Annotated in this window: 19 protein-coding genes; 6 read left to right on the top strand and 13 right to left on the bottom strand. The window is 74.4% G+C overall.

Annotated elements, in window-relative coordinates; translation table 11 throughout:
• Positions 1-8: 8 nt before the first annotated feature.
• Complete coding sequence (locus tag ACHZ99_RS03720; RefSeq protein ID WP_420302842.1) at positions 9-788, bottom strand: NAD(P)H-dependent oxidoreductase; 780 nt, start codon at positions 786-788, stop codon at positions 9-11.
• A gap of 149 nt (positions 789-937) precedes the next feature.
• On the opposite strand from ACHZ99_RS03720, the gene ACHZ99_RS03725 reads away from it, so the two are divergent.
• Both ACHZ99_RS03725 and ACHZ99_RS03730 read left to right on the top strand, forming a co-directional pair.
• A complete protein-coding gene (locus ACHZ99_RS03725) occupies positions 938-1,786 on the top strand; it encodes a helix-turn-helix transcriptional regulator (RefSeq protein WP_420302843.1) in 849 nt (282 codons plus the stop codon).
• 180 nt (positions 1,787-1,966) lie between these two features.
• Positions 1,967-2,392, top strand: a complete 426-nt coding sequence (locus ACHZ99_RS03730; protein ID WP_420302844.1) for a nuclear transport factor 2 family protein — start codon at positions 1,967-1,969, stop codon at positions 2,390-2,392.
• Between the two features lie 15 nt (positions 2,393-2,407).
• Here the strand turns inward: ACHZ99_RS03730 and ACHZ99_RS03735 are convergent, their stop codons facing one another.
• Positions 2,408-2,872 carry a nitroreductase family deazaflavin-dependent oxidoreductase gene (locus ACHZ99_RS03735; protein ID WP_420302845.1) on the bottom strand — a complete coding sequence of 155 codons (465 nt, stop codon included), beginning with the start codon at positions 2,870-2,872 and terminating at the stop codon, positions 2,408-2,410.
• 310 nt (positions 2,873-3,182) lie between these two features.
• Entirely contained in the window at positions 3,183-4,253 is a 1,071-nt protein-coding gene (locus ACHZ99_RS03740) for a peptidoglycan-binding protein (protein WP_420302846.1), read from the bottom strand.
• A gap of 280 nt (positions 4,254-4,533) precedes the next feature.
• Between ACHZ99_RS03740 and ACHZ99_RS03745 the strand changes: the two genes are divergently transcribed.
• Together ACHZ99_RS03745 and ACHZ99_RS03750 are read left to right on the top strand one after the other, a co-directional pair.
• The gene (locus ACHZ99_RS03745) at positions 4,534-6,618 is read left to right on the top strand and encodes a DHA2 family efflux MFS transporter permease subunit (RefSeq protein WP_420302847.1); all 2,085 of its coding nucleotides are present in this window, start codon (positions 4,534-4,536) and stop codon (positions 6,616-6,618) included.
• Between the two features lie 205 nt (positions 6,619-6,823).
• Positions 6,824-7,480: a DedA family protein gene (locus ACHZ99_RS03750; protein WP_420302848.1), complete on the top strand. Its 657-nt coding sequence runs from the start codon at positions 6,824-6,826 to the stop codon at positions 7,478-7,480.
• A 16-nt stretch (positions 7,481-7,496) separates the two neighbouring features.
• On the opposite strand, the gene ACHZ99_RS03755 is transcribed toward ACHZ99_RS03750, so the two are convergent.
• A complete protein-coding gene (locus ACHZ99_RS03755) occupies positions 7,497-8,456 on the bottom strand; it encodes a hypothetical protein (RefSeq protein WP_420302849.1) in 960 nt (319 codons plus the stop codon).
• Between the two features lie 218 nt (positions 8,457-8,674).
• Between ACHZ99_RS03755 and ACHZ99_RS03760 the strand changes: the two genes are divergently transcribed.
• Complete coding sequence (locus ACHZ99_RS03760) at positions 8,675-10,081, top strand: pyridoxal phosphate-dependent decarboxylase family protein (protein WP_420302850.1); 1,407 nt, start codon at positions 8,675-8,677, stop codon at positions 10,079-10,081.
• 72 nt (positions 10,082-10,153) lie between these two features.
• Here ACHZ99_RS03760 and ACHZ99_RS03765 read toward each other — a convergent pair whose 3' ends face one another.
• Genes ACHZ99_RS03765 through ACHZ99_RS03775 form a run of 3 tightly spaced genes read right to left on the bottom strand, consistent with a single transcriptional unit; the run spans position 10,154 to position 11,485 of the window.
• On the bottom strand, positions 10,154-10,909 hold the full coding sequence (locus ACHZ99_RS03765) for an MBL fold metallo-hydrolase (protein ID WP_420302851.1): 756 nt from the start codon (positions 10,907-10,909) through the stop codon (positions 10,154-10,156).
• A gap of 46 nt (positions 10,910-10,955) precedes the next feature.
• Positions 10,956-11,162, bottom strand: coding sequence for a hypothetical protein (locus ACHZ99_RS03770; RefSeq protein ID WP_420302852.1), 207 nt, complete (start codon positions 11,160-11,162; stop codon positions 10,956-10,958).
• A complete protein-coding gene (locus ACHZ99_RS03775) occupies positions 11,159-11,485 on the bottom strand; it encodes a hypothetical protein (RefSeq protein WP_420302853.1) in 327 nt (108 codons plus the stop codon). The genes ACHZ99_RS03770 and ACHZ99_RS03775 overlap by 4 nt, the downstream gene beginning before the upstream one ends.
• A 215-nt stretch (positions 11,486-11,700) precedes the next feature.
• Between ACHZ99_RS03775 and ACHZ99_RS03780 the strand changes: the two genes are divergently transcribed.
• On the top strand, positions 11,701-12,330 hold the full coding sequence (locus ACHZ99_RS03780) for a GH25 family lysozyme (RefSeq protein WP_420302854.1): 630 nt from the start codon (positions 11,701-11,703) through the stop codon (positions 12,328-12,330).
• Positions 12,331-12,722: 392 nt separating this feature from the next.
• On the opposite strand, the gene ACHZ99_RS03785 is transcribed toward ACHZ99_RS03780, so the two are convergent.
• The 6 genes from ACHZ99_RS03785 to ACHZ99_RS03810 form a co-directional block, all read right to left on the bottom strand.
• The gene (locus ACHZ99_RS03785; RefSeq protein WP_420302855.1) at positions 12,723-12,875 is read right to left on the bottom strand and encodes a hypothetical protein; all 153 of its coding nucleotides are present in this window, start codon (positions 12,873-12,875) and stop codon (positions 12,723-12,725) included.
• A complete protein-coding gene (locus ACHZ99_RS03790) occupies positions 12,872-14,044 on the bottom strand; it encodes a M20 family metallopeptidase (protein WP_420302856.1) in 1,173 nt (390 codons plus the stop codon). The genes ACHZ99_RS03785 and ACHZ99_RS03790 overlap by 4 nt, the downstream gene beginning before the upstream one ends.
• Positions 14,045-14,057: 13 nt before the next feature.
• Positions 14,058-14,840 carry a helix-turn-helix domain-containing protein gene (locus tag ACHZ99_RS03795; RefSeq protein WP_420302857.1) on the bottom strand — a complete coding sequence of 261 codons (783 nt, stop codon included), beginning with the start codon at positions 14,838-14,840 and terminating at the stop codon, positions 14,058-14,060.
• A 338-nt stretch (positions 14,841-15,178) separates the two neighbouring features.
• The gene (locus tag ACHZ99_RS03800) at positions 15,179-16,360 is read right to left on the bottom strand and encodes a methyltransferase domain-containing protein (RefSeq protein WP_420302858.1); all 1,182 of its coding nucleotides are present in this window, start codon (positions 16,358-16,360) and stop codon (positions 15,179-15,181) included.
• Positions 16,361-16,538: 178 nt separating this feature from the next.
• Complete coding sequence (locus ACHZ99_RS03805; protein WP_420302859.1) at positions 16,539-17,144, bottom strand: exonuclease domain-containing protein; 606 nt, start codon at positions 17,142-17,144, stop codon at positions 16,539-16,541.
• Positions 17,141-17,419, bottom strand: coding sequence for a hypothetical protein (locus tag ACHZ99_RS03810; RefSeq protein WP_420302860.1), 279 nt, complete (start codon positions 17,417-17,419; stop codon positions 17,141-17,143). Before ACHZ99_RS03810 ends, ACHZ99_RS03805 begins: the two co-directional genes overlap by 4 nt.
• Positions 17,420-17,616: the final 197 nt, after the last annotated feature.

A 17,616-nucleotide genomic window follows, 5' to 3' on the forward strand; every position in this document is an offset into this window, starting at 1 on the left:
CCGCCGCTCTAGCCGCGCACGTGCAGCCCGAAACCCGAGCGGCCCGCCGGCTCCCGCCCCTCCTTCAGGTGCAGCGAGGGGATCTCGTAGTCGCCGAAGTTCTGCCGCCGGAACGCGATCGGCTCGGTCGACTCCAGGGTGAGCAGGCGCTGCTCCCACGCCTTGGCGACGTCCGGGTAGTCCTCGGCGGTCGTCCGGTCGGTGCCGTACAGCACGAACGGGGGCAGCACCTCGATGCCCGGGTAGTAGAGGATGCCGTGCTGGATGGGGAACAGCACGTCGTCGATGGGGCCGTTGATGCCGCGGGCGGAGTAGTGCGACTCCGGGCCCCCGACGGTCACGGACAGCAGGGCCTTCCTGCCCGCGAGGGTGCCTTCGCCGAAGCGCTCGCCGTACTTGGTGTCGCTGTGCTCGCCGACGCCGTACGCGAAGTGGTACGTGAACACCCGGTCCACCCAGCCTTTGAGGATCGCGGGCATGGTGTACCACCACAGCGGGAACTGGAAGACGATCATGTCCGCCCACAGCAGCTTCTCCTGCTCGGCGCGGACGTCCGGGGTGAGGGCGCCGGTGTCGAAGGCCCGGCCGGAGTCCCGGGCGACCCGCAGCCGGTCTGCGGCGCCGGTGCCGAAGTCCGCGGCGTCCACGGCCGCCTTCCAGTTCATCGCGTACAGATCGCTCACCCGTACCTCGTGCCCGGCGCGCTCCAGCGTGGACACCGCGAGATCCTTCAGCGAGCCGTTGAGAGACTTCGGCTCCGGGTGGGCGTAGACGATCAGCGCCTTCATGAGAACTCCTACGGTCGTATGCGGATCGGACGCCTTCGATCCTGGTCGTTGCGGCGCCCGGCGTTCAGGGACGCTTCGTCCGTCGAACCGGACTTCCTGGTAACGGCAGGGCCACCCTCACCGTCCACCACCGGGGCGATACTGGGGGCATGGACGATCTCGCCGGCTTTCTCCGGACGCGGCGTGCCCGGGTCGACCCGGCCGCCGCCGGCATCCCCACCGGCCGCCGCCGCCGGGTCCCGGGGCTGCGCCGCGAGGAGGTCGCGCACCTGTCCGGGGTCAGCGTCGACTACTACGTACGGCTGGAGCAGGGCCGCGCGACCCAGCCCTCCGAGCAGGTCCTCGACGCGCTCGCCCGCGTCCTCGGCCTGGACGAGACCGAACGCGGGCACCTCGACCGGCTCGCCCGGCAGCGCCGCCGCCGCACGAAGGCGCCGGTGGGGCGGGTCCGGCCGGAGCTGATGCGCGTCCTCGACCTGGTCGCGGACGCGCCCGCGATGATCGTGGACCACCGCCTGGACGTGCTCGCCGGGAACCGCCTCGCCAGGGTTCTCCTGGGCCGGCCGATGCCGGGGCTGAACACCGCCCGGCACATCTTCCTCGAAGAGTCCGAGCGCGGCCTGTACGCGGACTGGGAGGGCTGCACCCTCGACGTGGTCGGGCACCTCCGCCTGGCCGCCGGCAAGTACCCCGAGGACCCCCGGCTGGCCTCGCTCGTCGGCGAACTGGCCATGGGCAGCGAGCGCTTCCGCCGCCTCTGGGCGCGCGCCGACGTACGCGCCCGCACCCACGGGCGCAAGGTCTACCGGCACCCGCTGGTCGGGCTTCTCGAACTGCACCAGGAGAACTTCGCGCTGCCGGACCAGTCCGGCATGGAGCTGCTGGTGCTGTCGGCGGCCCCCGGCAGCCCGGCGGAGGACGGGCTGCGCCTGCTCGCCGGCCTGGCCGCGGACAGCGGTGACGCGCAGCCCGCGGTGGACGCCGACCTGCGCGAGTAACCCGACGTGCCTGACGGGCGGCGCGGCGATACCGGCGCCGGGCGGGTCCGGCCCGCGGGCGAGCCGCGCCCGGGGCGCCCGCCTTACGCCGGAGGTAATCGCCCCGGCCCGGCCCCCCGGGTGACCATGCGTATCCCGCCGCGCCGACGAGTGGCGCGGGTGCCAGGACGGAGAGACCCCATGGACACGCGCGCCGTTGTCGAGGAACTGCTGCGGAGGATCGGCGGCGGGGACCCCGAGCACATCGCCGAGCTGTACGCCGAGCACGGCGACTGGAAGCTGAATTGGCCGGACGCCGAACACGGCCGCCCCGCGACGCCGTGGATCCGGCACCGGTCCACCCGGGCCGACGCCGCCGCCCACTTCCGCGAGATCGCCGAGCACCACGTGCCGGAAGCCGCGGCGACCACCGTGGAGCACCTCCTCGTCGACGGCGACGACGCGGTCGTGCTCGGCGAGATCCGCCAGACCGCCCGGTCCACGGGGCGCGCGTACCGTGCCCGGTTCGCTCTTCGGCTCACCGTCGAAGACGGCCTGGTCACCCGGCACCACGTCTACGAGGACAGCCTCGCCGTCGCCCAGGCGTTCGAGACGGGGCACGCCTGAGGAGGCCCCCGGCGGCTACCGGCCGGCCGGCGGCCCGTCCAGCGGCGTGAGCAGGACGACGGGGATCTCGCGGGCCGTCTGCTCCGCGTACTCGGCGTAGAGCGGGAAGATGTCCACCATCTGCTCCCACAGGGGCGCGCGCTCGGCCGCCGACGCGACCCGCGCACGCGCGGTGAACCGCCGGGTGCCGGCCTGCACCCCGACGCGCGGCTCGGCGACGAGGTTCGTGCACCACGCCGGATCCGCGTCGGCGCCGCCCTTCGAGGCGACGACGACGTACGAGCCGCCCGACGTCCCGTAGATCAGGCAGGTGCGGCGCGGCGTGCCGGTCCGGCGTCCGGTGGTGGCGAGCACCAGGGTCCGTACGCCGTCGCGCTCGTGGCCTTCGGTGCCGCCCGAGGCGAGGTAGGTGCGGGCGTGCTCGGCGACCCAGTCCCACTGCGAGTCGGTGGCGCGGTCGAGGTCTGCGGCGGTGGCCATGGCGGCGGTCCTTCCGGTACGTGACGCGGCCCCGCTGGCCGCGTCCGCCCCGGGGACGGAGCCGCGTTGCCGTTCTCGACATCCGGACGCCGGCTTTCTCCGCGCCGCCGGGCCGGGCGGCGCTTCGGCGTCCGCCGGAGGCGGTACGGGCCGTCCGCGGGCCCGGGTCGGCGCCGGCGCCGCGCGGCCTGACTGCCGGGTTCGGCGCCGCGGACCGCGAGCCCTTCGACGTGCCGAGCCTCGTCGGCGCGTGCGGCGAGCGCGCCCGCCCGCGCGCCCCCGGCCGGGCACGGCGCAGCCGGCCGGCGCCTCACGGCTCCTTCGTCATCGACTCCAGGGCGCGGCGGGTCGCCGGACCGTAGACACCGGGTTCGTCGCCCTCGATGTCTTCGCTCTGCTGGAAGTCCTCGACCTCCTCCCGGGTGATGAAGCCGTACTCGCCTTCGGGATCACGAAAGAAGCGGTCGTAGCCGGCCTCGTTGAGGCGCTTCTGCAGCTCGACGACCTCGTCGCCGCTGTCGCCCTCGCGCAGGGTCGGGGGCGGGGCGGGCTCGTCGCGGCCGCCGGGGGTGGTGCCGGAGGTGGGGTCGTCCGCGTCGGTGGGGTCCGCGGCGGGCGGGGCGGCGGTGACCTGACCGGCCTCGCTGCGCCGGGTGGTCTCCGCGCCCGGGTCGTCCGCCCCGGTGCCGGGGCTGCCGGAGGCGGTCGCGCTGGGCCCGGCGCCGTCGCCGTCGCCCTCGCCGTCGCCGTCCTCGGGGGAGGCGGACGTGCCGTCGCCGTGCGACTCCTCGGGGGCCGGCTTCGTGCCGCCGCCGGTGGGTACGGCGGTGATCGTGTCCGGCCGCGGTACGGCGCGGTCCCCGCCCCCGTCGTCCGTGAACAGCCCGGAGCCGAGGAGCCCGACGCTGAGCGCCGCCACGACGCCGCCGACCGTGAGGACGAGGGCCATCCGGCGGCGCCGGCGCACGGCACGGGGGTGGCGGGGGTGGTCCGGCGGCCGGTGCCGGTGGCGGAGGCCGCCCGTGTCGTACGGGTCCCGCGCGGCGCGGTCGTCGGCGAAGAGGCCCAGGTCGGCGTCCGCGGGCCCGCCGGGTGCCGCACCGACGGGATGCGTGCCCGGGGCCGCTGCGTCCAGGGCTTGCGCGTCCAGAGCCTGCGTGTCCAGAGCCTGCGTGTCCACGGCCCGCGCGTCCACGGCGTCGCCGCTCCACGCGCCGACGTACTCCCCGTCCACCGCCCACGTGTCCGCGCCGTCCGCGCCGTCCGGGCGCACCGGCGCCTCCCCGTACGGCACCGGCAGCCCGTCCCCCGCCTCCGCCGCCGCCTCCTCCCGCTCCCGCGGGTGCACCGGACCCGGCGCCTGCATGACGTACGGCCGCACCAACCGCCTCTCCCGCCCCGGCGCCCCCGCCGCGCCGCAGGCACAACCCTGCCCGCCCTGTTCCTGGGGCGGCTCACCGCACGTATCGCATGCGCGAGGTATCACCGTGCTTCCCCTCCTCTGGGATGCAGGCGATTATGCAGACCCCGCGGCACCCCGCGCACCGCACCCCGGCCCCATCCGGCCCGGGCGGACCGCCCCGGCGGGCCGTATCGGCGTATCCGGGCGACTATGAGGCAAACGAGCGTCGCCCACGCCCGCCCGCCGAGGGGAGCCGCGCATGTCCCAGGGCGCCAGCGCCCCGCCCGCGGCCGGGGTGCCCGGCCAGGGCCTCCCCCGCCGCACCGTGCTCCTCTCCATGGGCGCGCTGCTGTCCGGCATGCTCCTGGCCGCCCTCGACCAGACCATCGTCGCCACCGCCCTGCCCACCATCGTCAGCGACCTCGGCGGCATGGAGCACCTGTCGTGGGTGGTCACGGCGTACCTCCTCGCCGCCACCGCGGGCACCCCGCTCTGGGGCAAGCTGGGCGACCAGTACGGCCGGAAAAAGCTCTTCCAGACGGCGATCGTCATCTTCCTCGCCGGCTCCGCGCTCTGCGGTGTCGCGCAGGACATGGGCCAGCTCATCGGCTTCCGCGCGCTTCAGGGCGTGGGCGGCGGCGGCCTGATGTCGCTGGCGATGGCCATCGTCGGCGACATCGTCCCGCCCCGCGAACGCGGCCGCTACCAGGGCCTGTTCGGCGCGGTCTTCGGCGCCACCAGCGTCCTCGGCCCGCTCCTCGGCGGCGTCTTCACCCAGCACCTCAGCTGGCGCTGGGTGTTCTACATCAACCTGCCCATCGGCCTCGGCGCGCTCGCGGTCATCGCCGTCGTCCTGCACCTCCCCCGCCGCGCCACCCGCCACCGCATCGACTACCTCGGCACCGCCCTCATCGCCTCCGTCGCGATCTGCCTCGTCGGCGTCACCTCCCTCGGCGGTACGACCTGGGCGTGGGGCTCCTGGCCGGTCGCCGCCACCGGGCTGCTGGCGGTCGCGCTGCTCACCGCGTTCGTGCGGGTGGAGCGGCGGGCGGCGGAGCCCGTCATCCCGCTGAAGCTCTTCGGCATCCGCACGTTCACGCTCTGCTCGGTGATCGGGTTCGTCGTCGGCTTCGCGATGTTCGGCGCGATGACGTACCTGCCGACCTTCCTCCAGGTCGTCCGCGACGTGTCCCCGACCACCTCCGGCCTGCACATGCTGCCGATGGTCGCCGGGGTGCTCCTCGCCTCCACCGGCTCCGGCCAGCTCATCAGCCGCACCGGCCGCTGGAAGGTCTTCCCGGTGCTGGGCACCGCCGTCACCACCGTCGGCCTGCTCCTCCTGCACCGCATGCGCGCGGACACGGACACCTGGGAGCTGAGCACGTACTTCTTCGTCTTCGGCTTCGGCCTCGGCCTGGTCATCCAGGTGCTCGTGCTGGCCGTGCAGAACGCCGTGCCGTACCGCGACCTGGGCGTCGCCACCTCCGGCGCCACCTTCTTCCGCTCCATCGGCGCCTCCTTCGGCGTCGCCGTCTTCGGCACGGTCTTCACCGGCCGGCTGCGCCACAAGCTGGAGGACGGGCTGAGCGGCGTGCCGCTGCCGCCGGGCCTGAGCCTCGACACGCTGGAGTCCGACCCCCGCTCCCTCGCCCGGCTGCCGGCCTCGCTGCGGCCGCGGGTGGTGGACGCGTACGCGACGTCGATCACCGACGTCTTCCTCTACGCCGCGCCCGTCGCGCTGGTCGCGTTCGTCGTCGCGCTGTTCCTGCGCGAGGACCCGCTGCGCGGGACCGTCACCGTGCCGGACGGCAGCGAGACGGTGGCGACCAACCCCGTGGAGCGCTCGCCCCGCGACGAGGTGTGCCGCGCGCTGAGCGCGCTCAGCACCCGGGAGGGGCGGCGGGAGCTGTACGCGGACATCACCCGGCGGGCCGGGCTCGACCTGCGGCCGGCGTCGAGCTGGCTGCTGCTGCGCGTCCGGCGGTACGCGGACACCGAGCCGGTGGCGCTGGCGGAGTCCACCGGCCTGCCGCTGCGGGTGGTCTCCGCCGCGGCGCGGGAGCTGGAGGAGCGGGGGCTCGTGCGGCGCGAGGGGCTGCCGCTGGTGTGTACGGCGGAGGGGACGCGGCTCGCGGAGCGGCTGGCGGCGGCGCGGCGGGCGGAGCTCGCGGAGCTGCTGGGCGACTGGTGGACGCCGGACCGGCCGACGGACCTGACGGACCTGGTCGAGCAGCTGTCGGCGGAGCTGTGCGGGTCGGACGCCGAGGCGCCGGACGCGGCGGCGGTGGAAAAGGGCCCGCCCGGCGGCCAATTCCCCGGACCCGGGCGCGGCCGGGGCGCGTAGCGCGCGTGACGGCGGGTGACCGACCGCTCAGGAGTGACGCAGATTACATCTGATCCCCCCGAGCGATTTCCCCCGATGCGCCAGGCGTACGCTGTGACCCGCCCGGCGCAGTCGTCCGTGGCAGACGGCCCGGGTGTGACTGCCGGGGAAAGACGGGGAACGGGGAACCGTGGAGTTTGTGGGGTCACTGAGCGGTACCCCGTGGATGTACGCGATCGTTGCCACCTCGGTCCTCCTCGACGTCTTCCTCCCGCTGCTGCCCAGCGGCGCGCTGGTCATAATGGCCGCCACCGCCGCGGCCGGCACCACCACCGCCGCCGACGCCGTACGCAACGGCGCCACCCTGCCCGCCGCCGGCCACCTCGCCGAGCTGCTCGCCCTGATGCTCTGCGCCGCGACCGCCTCCGTGCTCGGCGACATGCTCGCGTTCCGGCTGGCCAGCAGGGGCCGCGACAGGTTCGCCAACTCCCGCTACCTGGCCCGCGCGCAGGAGCGCCTCGGCCACCACCTCCACGGCCGGCGCGGCGGCGGGATCGTCGTGCTGGCCCGGTTCGCGCCCGCGGGGCGCAGCCTGGTGAGCCTGGGCGCGGGCGCGATGCACCGGCGGGTACGGGAGTTCCTGCCGTGGTCCGCGCTCGCGGGGCTGCTGTGGGCCGCGTACGGCGTGACGCTGGGGTACTTCGGCAGCCGCTGGCTGGGCGCGGGGTGGCTGGCGACGGGTGTGTCGGTGCTGGCGCTGTTCGCCGCCGGGCTGGGCGCCGCGTACCTGGTGCGCAGGCCGCGCCCGCACCCGACGGCACCGGCCGCGGCCCCGCCGGCGAACCCGGCCCCGGCCCCGAACTCGGCCCCGGCCTCCGACTGAGGCGGCCGCCCGGGGGTCAGCCGCGCAGGTAGTCGTCCACCTCCGCCGCGACCGCGCGGCTGTAGCGCTCCAGCCCCGGCGACTTCGCCGGGCACGGCCGCCCGCCCTCCGGGGTGGGGGCGAGGCAGAAGTGCAGCGGGTCGTCGTCGCGGTGCAGCTGCGCGGTGCCGCCGGGGCCGGTGCAGAGGCCGTCGGTGTTCCGCTCGTGCTCGTTGCACGGGAGGTACTGCGTCCACCGCCCGTCGTCGTCGCGCAGTTCGCGGCCGCCGTCGGCCAGCAGGTCGCCGGAGGCGTCGGCCTGCTGCTCGTAGAGCGCGTTGACCCGGTCGATCCGGTCCGGGTGCAGCGCGTCCGGCGGCTGCTGCACCCACACGAGCCGGGGCCGCGGCACGTCCGCCTCGCGCGCGGCGGCGGCGACCTGGCTGGTGAGAGCGCGCAGGTCGGCGGCGTAGCGCTCGTAGTACTCGGGCGTCCCCCACTCGACGCCCTCCATGCAGGGCGTGTAGCCCCAGGTGTTGCCCCAGAACTGCAGCACGATCACGCCCGGTTCGCGCTCCTTCACCAGCGCCGCGGCCTTGTTCCCGGCCTTCACGAGCGAGCGCCCGGGGCGGCCCTGGAGGTAGTCGCAGACGGTCACGCCGGCGACCGGTTCGCTGGTGTACGAGTCGACGCGGGCGGAGCGCTCCAGCCGGGCGCCGAGGATGTCCTGCGCCTCCATGGCGAGGGAGTCGCCGAGGTAGAGCACGTCCTGCGGCTCCCGCGGCGCGGCGCCGCCGTCGCCGCCGCTCTGCCCCGCCTGCTCGGAGCCGGACGGGAGCGGGTCGGGCGAGGCGAGCCGGGAGCGGCCGGGGGCCTGGTCCCGTACGGCGTCGTCGACGGTGTCGCCGTCGTCGGACCGCGACACCGCGCCCCAGCCGACGGCCACGGCCACCAGCAGCACGGCGAGCACGGGTGCCGCCCAGCGCTTCGCGTCCATCGGGACCTCCGCCATCCGGTTGACAACTGGCCAGTAGGTTAGGGAGTGGACCGCCCCCGGGTCGAGGCCCTTCGGCCCCTTCCCCGGCCCCGGGGCGCCGGGGGCGGGCCGGGGCCGGGCGGTCCAGTGGGGTGCGAGTGGCCCCGGACCTGCGCGGGGCGGGACCGTAGCGTACGCGTCGCGTGACCGTCTTCCCTTCGTACGTTACGGAGCCACCCGTGCACCCAGCGCTCGCCGCCGACCTCGACCGCTTCGACCAGCTCCTCGACGCCGCCCGCGACCGCGCCGTGGCCGCCCTCCGCGGGCTCGCCGACCGCCCGGTCGCCGCCCCCGCGCCGCACGCCACCACCCCGGCCGAGCCGCTGCCCGAGGACGGCGCCGGCGGCGCCGCCGCGCTCGCGCGCTTCGGCGAGCGCTGGGAACGGGGCCTCTCGGGCAGCGCGGGGCCGCGCTACCTCGGGTTCGTCACCGGCGGCGCGACGCCGGCGGCGGTGGCGGGCGACTGGCTGGTCGGCACGTACGACCAGAACGTGGTCTCCGACGGCGACTCCGCGGCCGCCGACCTGGAGCGGGAGACGATCGGCTGGCTGCGCGAGCTGTTCGGGCTGGGGCCGGAGCACACCGGCGCGCTCGTGTCCGGGGCCACCATGTCGAACGCCACCGGGCTCGCCGTGGCCCGGGAGTGGCTGGGCGAACGGCTCGGCGTCTCCGTCGCCGACGCCGGGGCGGCGGCGCTGGGCGAGGTCACCGTGCTGTCGGGCGCGGCGCACTCCAGCGTCACCAAGGCGCTGTCGCTCCTCGGCCTCGGCCGCGGCGCGCTGCGCGAACTGCCGCTGCTCCCCGGCCGCGAGGCCGTGGACGTCGACGGGCTGGCCGCCGCGCTCGCGGAGCTGGACGGGCGGCCCGCGGTCGTCGTGGCGAACAGCGGGACGGTCAACACCGTCGACTTCGACGACCTGCGCGCCATCGCCGCGCTGCGCGCGCGGTACCCGTTCTGGCTGCACGTGGACGCCGCGTTCGGCGCGTTCGCGGCGCTCTCGCCGGCGCACGCGCACCTGGTGGCCGGGCTGGACGAGGCCGACTCGGTCTGCGTGGACCTGCACAAGTGGCTGAACGTCCCGTACGACGCGGCGGTGCAGTTCACCCGCCGCCGCGACCTCCAGGTGCGGGTCTTCCGCAACGCCGCCGCCTACCTGGCGCCACCGGACGGCACCGACCCGGACTTCGTCCACCTGACGCCGGAGAACTCCCGCCGGCTGCGCGCCCTGCCCGCGTGGCTGACGCTGGCGGCGTACGGGCGGGCGGGGCACCGGGAGGTGGTGGAGCGGAACATCGCGCTGGCGCGGCGGTTCGGCGAGCGGGTCGCGAGCGGGGACGCGCTGCGGCTGCTGGCGCCGGTGCGGCTGAACGTCGTGTGCTTCACCCTGGCGGACGCGCCGACGCGGGAGCGGGTCGCGGCGGTGGCGGAGGCGGCCGCGGCGGGCGGGGAGGTGGTCGTGACGCCGACGGTGTACGGGGGGACGCCCGGGCTGCGGGCGGCGTTCAGCAACTGGCGGACGGGGCCGGAGGACGTGGACCGGGCGGCGGCGGCGCTGGCGGCGGCGGCCCGGGAGGCGGGGACGTAGGGGGAACGGGACGGGGGGAACGGGACGCAGGGGACGGGACGCAGCGGACGGGACGCAGGGGACGGGCGTTCCTCAGCCCGTTCCCACCTCCACCACCGTCCCCGGCCGCGCGACCTCCGTCGCCCCGTCGTACCCGCGCCGGGCGGCGGCGAGGGCCGCGGCCGGGTCGGCCTCCGGCCACACGTGCGTGAGCAGCAGCCGCTCCGCGCCCGCGCGGGCCGCGTGCTCGCCGGCCTGGCGGGCGCTGGACAGGTACGGCGCGTCCTCGGCCGGCACCTCCTCCGGGTACGTCGCCTCGGCGAGGAACAGGTCGGCGGCGCCGGCGAGTTCGGCGAGGGCGGGGGTCGGGCCGGTGTCGCCGGTGTAGGCGAGGACGCGGCCGCCCGCCGTCAGCCGCAGCCCGGCGTTGGTCACGTGGTGCGGCAGCGCCCGGGTGCCGACGCGGAACGGGCCGGTGGCGAACTCCGGCTCCGTCTCCGGATCGAACGCGCGCAGCTCGTACGCGCCCCGCAGCATCCCCGGCCGGTCCAGCGCCAGCACCGCGTCGAGCGCGCCCGCCGGGGCGTACAGCGGAAGCGGTGGCGACGGCGGGTCGGCGAGCGCGCGGGCGCGCAGGAGGGGGTTGAGGTCGGCGCAGTGGTCGGGGTGCCCGTGGGTGACGAGGACGGCGTCGACGTCGCCGGGGCGCAGGTGCCGCAGCAGCTGGGGGAACACCGCGTAGCCGGGGTCGACCAGCAGCCGGTGGCCGCCGTGCTCCACGAGGTAGCCGCTGCACGCGGCGTCCGCGGTGGGCCAGGCACCGCGGCCGCCGAGCACGGTGAGCTTCATGTGATCCCTCCCGCACGTCACCGTAGCGCACGGGCGGGCGGGGCCCTCACCAGGCGATGTGGACGAGGAACCACCCGGCGAAGCCGACCCAGGCCGCGACGAACACCGCCTTGCCCAGGGGCGTACGCACCCGGAACCAGTCCCGGGTGCGCTCCGACAGGGTGTCACCCTCCCGCGGCGTCCGCAGCGCGACGATCTCCACCACGGCGCCGACGGCGAGCAGCCCGCCCCAGACCCAGTCCGCCCCGCTCACGCGGGCCGCCCCGGCGCGGCATCGGGCGGCGGGACGGCGGCCGGGGCGGACGCGCCCGCCGCCGCCCGCGCGGGGTACTCCGGCGGCCGGGCCCAGCCCAGCAGCACCCCGGCGACCAGCCGCAGCGGCTTCCACTCCTGCTTCGCCGCCCACTCCTCCAGCGCCCGGAACACCGCGTAGTACACGGCGGTGACGAGCGCGCCGACGCCGGCCGTCACGGCCGTCGAGTCGGCGTCCACGCCGAAGGCGCCGACCGCGGTCACGACCCAGCCGACGAGCAGCGGAACCACGGTACGTAAAACGGAGATGTAGAGATTCACCATCAGATCCCCCGATCCGCGGCCACCCGGTAAAGCGGCCTTCCTGCCGGTGAGATGCCCGCCCGGCGGCCCCCCGAACCACCCCCGGCTCCCCGGCGCACTCCGGCAATGCAACATTCCACGGCGGCGCTTGCGCGGCACCCGTACCGGGGATGAAAGGGAAAGTACAAGGGAACCGGCCACCATCCCGTCCCGCCCCCCACTCGAAGGGACGAACGTTGACCATCAAGGGCATCGACGTCAGCTCGCACCAGTCGAGCAACTACCCCACGCGAGGCATGAACTTCGTCTTCGTCAAGGCGTCGGAAGGCCGCAGCTACGTCAACCCCAAGCAGGGCGCCCAGGCCGCACACGGCCGCGAGGCGGGCCTGGTGCTGGGGTTCTACCACTTCCTCTGGCCGGGCAACATCAAGGCGCAGGCGAAGTACTTCGTCGACAAGGCGAAGGAGAAACCGGGCGACATGCTCGCCTGCGACTGGGAACACACGAGCGACGGCACGGCCGCGAGCAACGGAGAGAAGGACGCGTTCATCCGCGAGGTCAAGCGGCTCCGGCCGCGCCACAAGGTGCTGCTCTACTGCAACCGCGACTTCTGGCTCAACCGCGACACCACCAGCTACGCCGGCGACGGCCTGTGGATCGCCCAGTACAACGGCGACCCGGGCAACCCGGACATCCAGGCGAAGTGGCGCTTCCACCAGTACACGTCGTCGCCGATCGACACGAACATAGGAAAGTTCAGCTCCGGTGCGGCGCTGCGGTCGTGGGCACGGGAGCGCTTCGACGGAAAGCCCACGGCGGCGGACCCGGAACCGGAGCCCGAGCACGAGACCGAGCCGGGAGCGTAGCGCCCGCGTCGCCCCGGCCGGGCGGCGGAAAAATCACATGCCCGTGCGAGAAAAACGCCGTTGCGGTGGATAGCGCCGCGAAGCGAAGCCCGGGTTACGCCCTTTCCCGGAGAAAGCCCCCGGGCGCCGGGCACGCGCGGCGCCCTTCGGGTCCCGGCAACCGGATACGGGCGGGAACCGGCGAAGCGCACGGCGGACGTTTCGAGAACGAGTAGTCGCAGGTATGAACTCCGTCGCCGCCACGCGGCCGACGGACTTCATCGCGTACGGAAAGGACCGGAAAGGCGCGCCCCTTCCCGACGTCGTGCGGCGCGGCCGGCGGATCCGGACCGCCGGCCGATGGGACCGCCGCACGATGGAGGCCCTCTCACCTCAATGAGCGCGTCGCACAGTCAGCCCCGGTCCTCCTGGAGCGTCACCATCTCGAAGAAGCCCCCTGCCTGGGTGATCAGCTCGTCGTAGGTGCCGGCTTCGGACACGCGGCCCTGGTCCAGGACGATGATGCGGTCGGCTGGGAGAAACCTGGGACCCTTCTGGGACGTCACCCGCCGAGGAGGCTGAGGACTGCCTGCTTGTAGACGGCGTACACGGTGGGGAGGTCGGCGAGGTGCGCGCGCTCGTCGACGCCGTGGAGCCCCTCGTACGGCAGCCCGAAACCGGCGATCGCGGGGATGCCCTTGCCGGCGAGCAGGTTGCCGATGTTCGACGGCCCCGCGGTCTTCGTCCGCACCGTCAGCCCGGCTGCCGCGGCGGCGTTCAGCAGGGCGGCAGCGGGCTGTTCATCGTCGGCCAGGCGGAACGGCGGCCACGCAGCAACAGGAGTGACGTCGGTGGGCGCCGGCACGGGCAGCTCCGCGTCGAGTTCGGCGACAGCCTTGCGGACGACAGTCTCTGCATCGTGTGAGTCGAAGCTCGGGGTGGTGCGCACGTCGACGTTGAGGTCGACGCGGTCGGGGGTGACGCTGAAGCCCTGGCCGCCGTGAAATGCGGTGATCGTGAGCTTCGGCGGCAGCGGGAACCCCGAGCCGGAGGGGGTGCCCGGGAGGTCGGCAGCGTCCAGGAGCTGCACCAGACGCGCGGCCCGCGAGATCGCGCTGATCACCGTCTTCCTGGACCCTGAGTGACCGGAGAGGGCGTGGACGGTCACGGCGGCACGCCATAGGCCGCGGCCGCCGACGACGACCTCGTCCAGGCCCGGATAGCCGATCATCACCCCGGCCGGACGGACCGCGGCCTCGTCGGCGAGGTAGGCACGGGCGCCGCCGAAGACGCCGGTGTGCTCGTCGACGTCCAGGAGCACGGCGAGGCCGCCGGCCAACTCGGCGGCGCGGGGCGCGAGGTCGGCGGCGATGTGACAGAACAGCGCGGCGGCGAGCTTGGAGTCCGCGGAGCCCCGGCCGCGAAGCCAGCCGTCCACTACATCACCGGCCGCGGGCGGGAACGACCACGCAGCCTCATCGCCGTACGGCGCCGTATCGACACAGGCGTCCAGCGTCCACCACGCTCCCGGCCGCCCCCCGGTGATCTCCACCAGCAGCCCCACCAGGCCACCCGCGTCGTCGTGCAGCCGCCGGCAGGGCAGATCGCGGGCGGCGAGCCAGTCCTCCATCACCGTCAGGGCCGGCCCGTAGCCGTCGATCCCCGCCCGGCTCGGCCGCCGGATCAGCTCCTGCGCCAGCTCTACTACGGACGCCGTACGAACCTCATCGACCACGTTTCCCCCTGCCCTAGTTGTGCCGGACCGGCAGCGCGCGGACGGCATCGGCCGTCTCCACCGGCCTCGCCGAGGCACACACCTCGCGCCCATGATGAACCAGACCCACCGCCGCTTCGCGGCCGAGTAACACGCCGCAGTCGAACGCCTCTGCACCGTGGAAAGATGGCAGGGGTACCACCGCCGAGGTCTCCGAGGCCACGAAGAAGCGCTCCAGCGCCGCCGCCTGTTCGACCATCCCGATGTGGAGCGTCTTGACGCCGCGGCGCCGCGCGGAGGGGTCTCGCAGGTCCAGCAGCCGCAGCAGGTGATCAGCCAGCGCCTGGTGCCGGGGCGGCCCGTACAGCACGCGGTAGTGGACGAGGTCCGGCTGCTGCGCGACGGCCGTCTCGATCGACGCGAGATACGCCTTCTCCCGCGAGCGGGAGCCGGTGACGACGAGTTGCTCGCGCGCGCCGGCGACGACGTCGACCATCGCCTCGACCAGATCGGTCCACCGGGTGAGAACCCTGACCACCACGGCGGTGCCGGTCGTCTCCAAGACGCTGGTGGCCGCGCCGTCCTGGTGGGCGAACAGCACCTCGGGACGCTCGCGGTACAAGGTACACAGCCCGGCCCGGTTCCGTTTGCCCGTACGACGCCGGCCGGACTCCCACGCACTCATCAAGCTCGCGTCAGTCGCCCCGCCCGTGATCGCGTTCAGCGCGTCGGCGGCCTCCTCCAAGGTCATGTTCCGCGCCGCGCGGGCCCGTTTCAGTGCAGAGTCCTGACCATCAACCCCGGTCACGAACACCACCGCCTACCCATCCCGCTGACGTGTGTGCCCCCGGTCTCCCCCGCCGGGGTGAAGTCCGTCCGGCAGAGAACCGTGCCGCAGCCACCCGCGCAGGGTGCGCTGGGCTGTCCGGCACCGTCGGCCATGATGATCTACTTCCTTTCTCCCTAGCCGTGGGGTGTGCCCCGCCCGTAAGTACCAGCCGGGCGGGGCACCACCGCCCGGGCCATGGCTCCCGGGCGGGATGGCGGCCGGTGCTCACTCGGCCGCTCTCTTCCCGCCGGCACCACCCGGCGGGGGCGCCCGCTGTCCCGGAGGGCGCGCCTCTGGCGTCCATCGAGCGAAGACCAGCTCATGGGTCAGGTTGACGGGGTGTGTTGCGGGTTGTCGCGCCAGGGGGTGTGGATGCCATGGATGTCAACGGTCAGGCCATAGCGGTCGATGGAGGGCCGGCCGTCACTGATCCACCGGTCGACTGCCTCTTCCACCTCATGCCACAGCGACCGGCTGCCGTCTTGGCAGACCAATCCCGGCCCGCCGTCCTCGATCCAGGCAGCCTGTGCCCATGAGCGATCGGTCAGGCTGTAGAACCTGATGACGAGGCGCCCGTCCTTCGGATGGCGGCGCACGGTGTGCGCGACGTCTGGACGAAGCAGCCCAAGGATGAACGAGAGGGGACCGATCAGGTCCCCGGGTCCGCGGTCCGTAGCCGACTGGCGGATCGTGGTGGGCCATCCCCGCGCTGTGTAGTCGGCGTGCCGGGGCCAGCTCCACAGGTCCCGGGTATCCATGACCTCTGTGCACCGCAGGAATAGGCCGCTCGCGCTCTTGCCGTCCTCGGCGACTACGAGCTTCACCAGTCCGTGGTGGGGGCCGTACACGCCGCGCCACGGGGCCAGGATGATCCCGCCGGGCCTGGCCTGTTCGATCCACGCGGCGGGAATTGTGTGGAGCCCGCGGCTCGCGATGATGCGGTCGTACGGGGCGCCGATGGGGTCGCCCTCCAGTAGGTCGCGCTCCAGCACGGTGGGAAACAGCCGGGCCTCGGCCAGCTTGCGCTGAGCACGGGTGACCACCTGCCGGTCCACATCGACGGTGACTAGGGACTCGGAGCCGAGTCGGTGGGCGAGCAGCCCGGCAGTCCACCCCACCCCGGTACCGACTTCCAGCACCCGCGCGCCAGGATCCACGTCGAGGTCCCTGAGCATCGACATCACCAGCGACGGCGGCGGAGCCACGCTGACGGGTATCGCACTCCGGGCGTTGTCGTCCCACTTCGTCACGATCGGAACGTCCGCGTCGGCGTAGCGCTGCCAGCGCGGACGTCCGGCGTAGCGGTCGGCGCGGACCGGTCGTCGCTTGGCGGGGTCGACCGGCCACATCAGCGGTGGCAGGAAGCGGGAGCGGTCGACTGCTGCGAAGGCCGGGCTCCAACTGCTGTCCATCGTCCGGGCCTCGAACAGGTCGCGGCCCAACTCGTGCCAGCCGCGCCGTAAAACAACGCGGGGTGCTGCTTTCCTGGTGGGCTCGGTCAACTTCATGATCCCTTCGTCAGGTCAGACTTGCCGGGGCGCCGGGGATCGCTGGCCCGGCGCCCCGGCGCCCCGCTGCGCGGGGCCGCGTCCACCGACCCAGTGGACGCGCTCGGGGCGCCCCGGCCGCGTGACGCAGCTGGGCCGGGGCGGTGTGGAGTTCAGAGGGTGGGTGGGTCCGCCGGGTTCACCACAGCGTCTCTTCCGGTTGCTGCTCGGGGTGCCCGGGCATCCCCGGAGGCACGGCGGCGGCTTGCAGCTCGGCGAAGGAGCTGTATCGCTCGGCGAGGTGGAGGAGCAGCCGGGCGGTGGCGTGAGCGTCGTAGTCGGCGCGATGCCGGGTGCCGGGGATGTCGGACAGGTCGATGCCGGTCCGTACAAGGAGCGTGTCGAGGCTGTAGGCCGATCGGCGGGGGGCTGTGTGCTTGGCCAGTCGGAGGGTGTCGATGACGCCGGCGGGCTGCCAGCCAGGGAGGTGGCTGCCGAGAACGCGGTATTCCACGGACGCGCTGTGCGCCGCGATCCAGGCGCCGTCCAGGGTGCGGTGCACCTCGTCGGCGATCTCGGGCCAGGCGGGGGCGTCGGCGGTCATCTGGTTGGTGATGCCGTGGATGCGGCTGATGCGGGCCGGGATCGGGGTCGGCGGGCGGATGAGCCACTGGCGGATCTGGTCCGGCCGGGGCCGGCCATCGGTAAGGGGGACGGCCGCGATCTCGACCAGGTCCGGGGGGTTGGCGCCGTTGCCCTCCACGTCGACCACGTACAGCGGGGAGGGCCAGTCGGAGAACGTCACGGAGCCCTGCCCTCCTCGGGCCATCCCGTGTCGGCGCGGCCGTGCTGGAGGAAGGAGCGCGGCTGCTCGCTCAGACCCTGCACGAGCACGGCCCGGTCGGTGACCTGGGCGGGCCCGGTCACGCAGAGGGCGCAGGCGTCTGCCTCGGCGGTGGCCGGGTCGGGCGCGAGGTGCCCGGCGAGCCGGCGGGCGGCAGCGATGTCGTTGAGGCCCGGGACGACGGGGCGCCAGTACAGCGCTGTGCGCCGGCTGCCGAGGGGTAAGGAACAGCTCATTCTGTGGCCTCCAGAGGTCCGTTGGTCGGGTCGGTCGTGGCTCCTCAGGGCCGCCCCGGTCCACTCGGGGCGCCTGAGGGGGTGGCCCCGGCCGCGTCGGGGGAGAGCACGGCCGGGGCTGATGGGGATCGCCCGCCACGGTGGCGGCGAGCGTCTTGCGGTGCCCCGCCCGCCGGAGCCGGCGCGACGGCGGGCGG

The sequence above is a fragment of the Streptomyces sp. MAR4 CNX-425 genome, assembly GCF_048656465.1.
GTDB lineage: Bacteria > Actinomycetota > Actinomycetes > Streptomycetales > Streptomycetaceae > Streptomyces.

Excerpts from the sequence above, each read along its gene's own strand:
- ACHZ99_RS03800 (WP_420302858.1), bottom strand. The coding sequence starts at position 16,360 with ATGAAGTTGACCGAGCCCACCAGGAAAGCAGCACCCCGCGTTGTTTTA.
- ACHZ99_RS03745 (WP_420302847.1), top strand. The coding sequence starts at position 4,534 with ATGTCCCAGGGCGCCAGCGCCCCGCCCGCGGCCGGGGTGCCCGGCCAG.
- ACHZ99_RS03720 (WP_420302842.1), bottom strand. The coding sequence starts at position 788 with ATGAAGGCGCTGATCGTCTACGCCCACCCGGAGCCGAAGTCTCTCAAC.
- ACHZ99_RS03775 (WP_420302853.1), bottom strand. The coding sequence starts at position 11,485 with ATGGTGAATCTCTACATCTCCGTTTTACGTACCGTGGTTCCGCTGCTC.
- ACHZ99_RS03750 (WP_420302848.1), top strand. The coding sequence starts at position 6,824 with ATGTACGCGATCGTTGCCACCTCGGTCCTCCTCGACGTCTTCCTCCCG.
- ACHZ99_RS03730 (WP_420302844.1), top strand. The coding sequence starts at position 1,967 with ATGGACACGCGCGCCGTTGTCGAGGAACTGCTGCGGAGGATCGGCGGC.
- ACHZ99_RS03725 (WP_420302843.1), top strand. The coding sequence starts at position 938 with ATGGACGATCTCGCCGGCTTTCTCCGGACGCGGCGTGCCCGGGTCGAC.
- ACHZ99_RS03755 (WP_420302849.1), bottom strand. The coding sequence starts at position 8,456 with ATGGACGCGAAGCGCTGGGCGGCACCCGTGCTCGCCGTGCTGCTGGTG.
- ACHZ99_RS03765 (WP_420302851.1), bottom strand. The coding sequence starts at position 10,909 with ATGAAGCTCACCGTGCTCGGCGGCCGCGGTGCCTGGCCCACCGCGGAC.
- ACHZ99_RS03735 (WP_420302845.1), bottom strand. The coding sequence starts at position 2,872 with ATGGCCACCGCCGCAGACCTCGACCGCGCCACCGACTCGCAGTGGGAC.
- ACHZ99_RS03810 (WP_420302860.1), bottom strand. The coding sequence starts at position 17,419 with ATGAGCTGTTCCTTACCCCTCGGCAGCCGGCGCACAGCGCTGTACTGG.